Below are 5,210 nucleotides of genomic sequence, written 5' to 3'. Positions count from 1 at the left end.
GCTGGAATATTTCACCACCGTTGATTATATCGGCCAGGGCCTGCCTATCCTGCTGCCGAAGGGCGCTCGTGTAATTCAGCTGCTGCAGCGCTGGGTTGAGGATACCGAGCAAAAGCGCGGCTATCTGCTGACCAAGACCCCGCTGATGGCGAAACGCGATTTGTACCGCATTTCCGGCCACTGGGATCATTATCTGGACGGCATGTTTATTTTGGGCGACCCGCACGACGAAACCAAGGAATGCTTTGCGCTGCGTCCGATGACCTGTCCTTTCCAGTATCAGGTATTCCTCAACCGTCAGCGCTCTTATCGTGAGCTGCCCATGCGTTTGGGCGAAACCTCGACCCTGTTCCGCAACGAGGACAGTGGCGAAATGCACGGTTTGATCCGCGTGCGTCAATTCACCATTTCCGAAGGCCATTTAATTCTGCGTCCCGATCAGTTGGAGGAAGAGTTCAAGGGCTGCCTGGATTTGGCCAAGTATTGCCTGGAGACTGTGGGTATGCTGGATAAATGCACCTTCCGCTTCTCTCAGTGGGATCCTGCCAACCCGAATAATAAATATGAGGGCACTGCCGAGCAATGGAACGAGGCGCAGCGCGTAATGGGCCAGATTCTGGACGATTTGGGCGTTAATTATGAAATTGGCTTTGATGAAGCCGCCTTCTACGGCCCGAAGCTGGATATCCAATTCCATAATGTTTTCGGCAAGGAAGATACCATCGTAACCATTCAGATCGATATGCTGCTGGCAGAAAAATTCGGTATGTACTATGTTGATGAAAACGGACAGAAGAAGCTGCCGTACATCATTCACCGTACCTCCCTGGGCTGCTATGAGCGTACCCTGGCTTATTTGATTGAAACCTACGCCGGCGCGCTGCCTACTTGGATGGCTCCGGAGCAGGTGCGCTTCCTGCCTGTAACCGAACGTGCTGTGGATTATTGCTATGACTTGGCGCGCAAGCTGGAGGAAAACGGCTACCGCGTAAGCGTGGACGCCCGCAATGAAAAGATTGGCAAGAAGATTCGCGAGGGTCAGATGGAAAAGGTTCCATATATGCTGGTCGTTGGCGACCGCGATATGGAAAACGGCACCGTTTCTCCGCGTCATCGCGCTAAGGGCGACCTGGGCGCTATGCCGTTTGAGCAATTTGCCGCAATTCTGAAAGAGGTTGTGGCTTCCAAAGCAAAAGAATAAGGCTGGGCAAGAGCTTGAGCTTTGATAACGAATAAAAAATAAGACTTCACCGGCTGCTGGGCAGTTGGGTGAAGTCTATAATTCCTCAACTTTCTTCACAAAATTTTAATAATAGTTTTCCGCATTTTGTGCTATAATATAAGCATAGAAGCTGACGCTTCATTGATGAAGGAGGCAAAGATTATGAACGAGAAAGTTTTTAAGGCTTATAATGAACAAATTCAGGCTGAATTTTATTCCGCTTATATGTATTTAGCTATGAGCATGGACATGGAAGCAAAGAATTTTAAGGGTATGGCTCAATGGCTGTATGTGCAGTATGAAGAAGAGCGCGAGCATGCGTTAAAGCTGCTGAAATTTATGCAGGAGCGCGGCGCAAAACCGGTGCTGCTGCCGGTGGAAGCACCTGCAGCCGATTACGGCACTCCGCTGGAGCTGTTCAAAAAAGTGTTGGCTCATGAAAAATACGTTACCAGCCGCATTCATGCAATGTACGAGGTTGCTTTGGCAGAAAAGGATTACGCCGCTCAGGTTGAACTGCAATGGTTCATTACCGAGCAGGTTGAGGAAGAAGCCAACGCTTCCGATATCGTGGCTAAATTGGAAATGGCCGGCGACCACATGGGCGGCCTGATGATTATCGACGGCCAGCTGGGCGCAAGAAAATAATAAATAATTATTGACACAAACATTACATTGTGGTATCATATTCGAGTAATAAAGCAGAAGCCTCCCGCTTCTCACCTTGCGGTTAAAGCTCGACAGGGTTGGATATGATATTTTCGCGGGTGGATTTATTCTGCCCGCTTTTATTTTTTGTAAGCAGTAAGCTTACCCCGTGTTCCTGGAGGTGAATTGTCATAGCAAAAGAAAGCTTGCGTATCAATGAAGAAATTCGTGCGCGTGAAGTGCGTGTTATAGCCGGAGACGGCGAACAGCTTGGCATTATGTCCAGCCGTGCTGCGCTGCAGCTTGCAGTGGAAAAACATTTGGACCTGGTTGAGATTGCTCCTACGGCGAAGCCGCCCGTGTGCCGGATTATGGATTACGGCAAGTATCGCTACGAGCAGCAAAAACGTGAAAAGGAAGCCCGTAAAAAGCAAAAAACCTTCGACATTAAAGAAGTAAAGCTGCGTCCCGGTATCGAGGACCATGACTTTAACGTCAAGTATAAGAATGCGGTTCGTTTCCTGGAGGATGGCGACAAAGTAAAGGTTACCATCATGTTCCGCGGTCGTGAGCTGTCCCATCCTGAGCTTGGCGAAGTGCTGCTGAATAAAATGGCACAGCAGCTTAAAGAAATTGCCGTTGTGGAAAGAGTGCCCAAATTAGAAGGCAAAAACATGATTATGATTGTTGCGCCTAAACCTGCTAAATAATAGAGGAGGAAATAATTATGCCGAAAATGAAAACCCGCAGAGCTGCTGCAAAGCGCTTTAAGAAAACCGCTTCTGGTGAATTCAAACATTTTAAAAACTTTAAGAGCCATATTCTCGAACATAAATCTCCTGCACGTAAGAGAAACCTGCGCAAAGCAGCTTTGGTTCACAAGACTGATAAAGAACACGTAGCAAAAATGCTGCCGTATGCATAAGCAAGAGATTAAAGGAGGATATTAACAATGGCAAGAGTTAAAGTGGGCGTTACCGCTCATCGTCGTCATAAACACATTCTGAAATTAGCTAAAGGCTACTATGGTTCTCGCAGCAAGCAATTCAAAAAAGCTAACGAGCTGGTAATGAAAGCTCTGTCCTACGCTCGCCGCGACCGCCGCGCTAAAAAACGCGAATTCCGCCGTCTGTGGATTGCTCGTATCAACGCTGCAACCCGCGCTAACGGTATGAGCTACAGCCGTTTCATCTGCGGCCTGACCAAAGCCGGTATTGCTATGGACCGCAAGGTTTTGGCTGATATGGCTATCAATGACGCAGCTGCTTTCGCTAAGTTAGTGGAAGCCGCTAAAGCCGCTCTGTAATATATTTTTCAACAACTAAAAGCCTGCTCCCGGTGGGGCAGGCTTTTATACGTTCTGTTTGAGGTAATTTATGCTTGAGGTTCTAAGCAAGGCCGCAGCTTTTATCTTGGTCATTGTTGTAGGTTATGCCTGCAAGAAAAAAGGCCTTTTTGCACCACAGGATTATCAGCTGGTGGCAAAAATTATTTTAAATATTACTTTGCCCTGCGCCGTTATCAGCAGCTTCGCCCATTTTAAAATGGACTATTCGCTGATTATCGCCGTGTTTTTAGGCTTGATAATGAATGTGGCGATGATGTTGACAGCGCTGCTGCTGACGCGGCGTGAAACGCCTGCGGCTAAAATTTTTTATATTTTCAGCCTGGCGGGCTATAATATCGGTTGCTTTTCCATGCCGTTTGTACAGGCGTTTTTAAGCCCCTTTGCCGTTATTGCCATCTGCATGTTCGACGTGGGTAATTCCATTATGTGTACGGGCCTGACCTACGCTTTGACCGCTTCCTGCATCTGCTATGCCGACGGCCATAAGGATAGCTTCAGCCTGCGCAGCATCGTGGATAAGCTGCTGCATTCGGCGCCTTTTATGATTTACAATATTATGCTGGCGCTGTCGCTGCTGGGCGTACATTTTCCTGCGCCTGTCTATACCTTTACGCAGCTGGTGGGCGCTGCCAATCCGTTTTTAAGCATGCTGATGATTGGCATGATGTTTGAAATTAAGCTGGATAAAAAATCCCTGGGCTATATTAAGGAGATTTTTGGGTGGCGGTACGGCGTCAGTCTGGCTTTCGCTGCCGCCTGCCTGTATTTTGCCCCCTTTTCGGCAGAGGTTAATTATGTGCTGGCCCTGGCTATTATGGCTCCCTGCACTATCATCGGCCCAATATTTGTGGAAAAGCTGGGCGGCAATGTGCAGCTGGCAAGCCTGTTTAATTCGTTGACTATCGTTATCAGCGTAGCGCTTTTTACGGCTTTCTTTATAGTTATCCATGCCTGATTTGACGCCGGCGCATTTGATAGGTATAATGTAAACGATGTTAAGCGGACGAGCTGATTTATTAGTGAAAATATGGCCGTTTCGGCGGTTGATAATTGGCTGGGCAAAAGAGGAGTAGAATGTCGATGGAGCTTACAGGTATTCATAATCCGCTGGTAAAGGCGGCTGCCGAATTGAAGCAAAAAAAATACCGCCAGCAGCAGGGCTTGTTTTTAGCCGAGGGCCTGCGTACTGTGGAGGAAGCAGTAGCGGCGCGGGCGGCGCAGAGCATTTTTTACACGGCTATAGAGGACGACAGAACACGCGCTGTACTGGAGCGCGCGGCGGCGCAGCGAATTAAGCTGTATTGCGTCAGCGACGGTGTGATGAAAAAAATTGCCGACACGGAAACGCCCCAGGGAATCATTGCTGTCTGCGCTATGCAGAGCCCTGTCTTGGAACAGCTGGTGGCCAGCGGCAAGCTGCTGCTGGTTTTGGACAGAGTGGGGGACCCGGGCAATTTGGGAACCATGCTGCGTACAGCCGACGCTGCCGGTATTGGCGGCGTAATATTGCTGAAGGGCTGCGCTGATATTTACGCTCCGAAAGCAGTGCGCTCCTCCATGGGCTCGCTGTTCCATCTGCCAGTGCTGGCTGGCGTTGGCGAGGAGGAGCTGGTCGGCAGTGTGCGCAGGGCCGGTTATCAGCTGCTGGTGACCTGTCTGGATGGAGCGGATAATTTGTACAAGGCTGATTTAAGCGGCCGTCTGGCCTTTGTCATGGGCAACGAGGCCAATGGCGTCAGCGCAGGGCTTTTGGCTGCGGCGGATAAGCGGGTGTACATTCCCATGCAGGGGCGGGCCGAATCGCTGAATGTGGCTATGGCTGCTGGAATTGTGATGTTTGAGGCTCTGCGCAGACAAATGAGCTAAATATTTTTGCTGGAATGCGGGAAATCCTTGACAAAGCTGGTAGGCTGTAATATAATATCTTTGTTGACTATGGAGAGGTTCCCGAGTGGTTAAAGGGAGCAGACTGTAAATCTGCCGCGTTTCGCT

7 protein-coding genes and 1 other annotated feature are annotated in these 5,210 nt (G+C 49.2%); all 7 genes read left to right on the top strand.

Going from position 1 to position 5,210, the window contains the following annotated elements:
- The coding region (thrS, locus tag QZ105_RS10110) for a threonine--tRNA ligase (RefSeq protein WP_293729798.1) at positions 1-1,201 on the top strand (1,201 nt) is incomplete at its 5' end.
- A gap of 183 nt (positions 1,202-1,384) precedes the next feature.
- Positions 1,385-1,870, top strand: a complete 486-nt coding sequence (locus QZ105_RS10105; protein ID WP_293729797.1) for a ferritin — start codon at positions 1,385-1,387, stop codon at positions 1,868-1,870.
- Positions 1,871-1,915: 45 nt separating this feature from the next.
- Positions 1,916-2,022 (top strand) — a sequence feature (ribosomal protein L20 leader region).
- 54 nt (positions 2,023-2,076) lie between these two features.
- Positions 2,077-2,580, top strand: coding sequence for a translation initiation factor IF-3 (infC, locus tag QZ105_RS10100; protein WP_293729796.1), 504 nt, complete (start codon positions 2,077-2,079; stop codon positions 2,578-2,580).
- Positions 2,581-2,597: 17 nt separating this feature from the next.
- Positions 2,598-2,795, top strand: coding sequence for a 50S ribosomal protein L35 (gene rpmI / locus QZ105_RS10095; RefSeq protein ID WP_009145115.1), 198 nt, complete (start codon positions 2,598-2,600; stop codon positions 2,793-2,795).
- Positions 2,796-2,822: 27 nt separating this feature from the next.
- Positions 2,823-3,176: a 50S ribosomal protein L20 gene (gene rplT / locus QZ105_RS10090; RefSeq protein ID WP_293729795.1), complete on the top strand. Its 354-nt coding sequence runs from the start codon at positions 2,823-2,825 to the stop codon at positions 3,174-3,176.
- 70 nt (positions 3,177-3,246) lie between these two features.
- Positions 3,247-4,173, top strand: a complete 927-nt coding sequence (locus tag QZ105_RS10085; protein WP_293729794.1) for a hypothetical protein — start codon at positions 3,247-3,249, stop codon at positions 4,171-4,173.
- A 119-nt stretch (positions 4,174-4,292) separates the two neighbouring features.
- Positions 4,293-5,084, top strand: coding sequence for an RNA methyltransferase (locus tag QZ105_RS10080; protein ID WP_293729793.1), 792 nt, complete (start codon positions 4,293-4,295; stop codon positions 5,082-5,084).
- Positions 5,085-5,210: the final 126 nt, after the last annotated feature.

This window comes from uncultured Phascolarctobacterium sp., assembly GCF_905212365.1.
Lineage (GTDB): Bacteria > Bacillota > Negativicutes > Acidaminococcales > Acidaminococcaceae > Phascolarctobacterium_A.
Note: the sequence above shows the minus strand (reverse complement) of the source record. Positions and strands in the feature narration are given on the sequence as shown.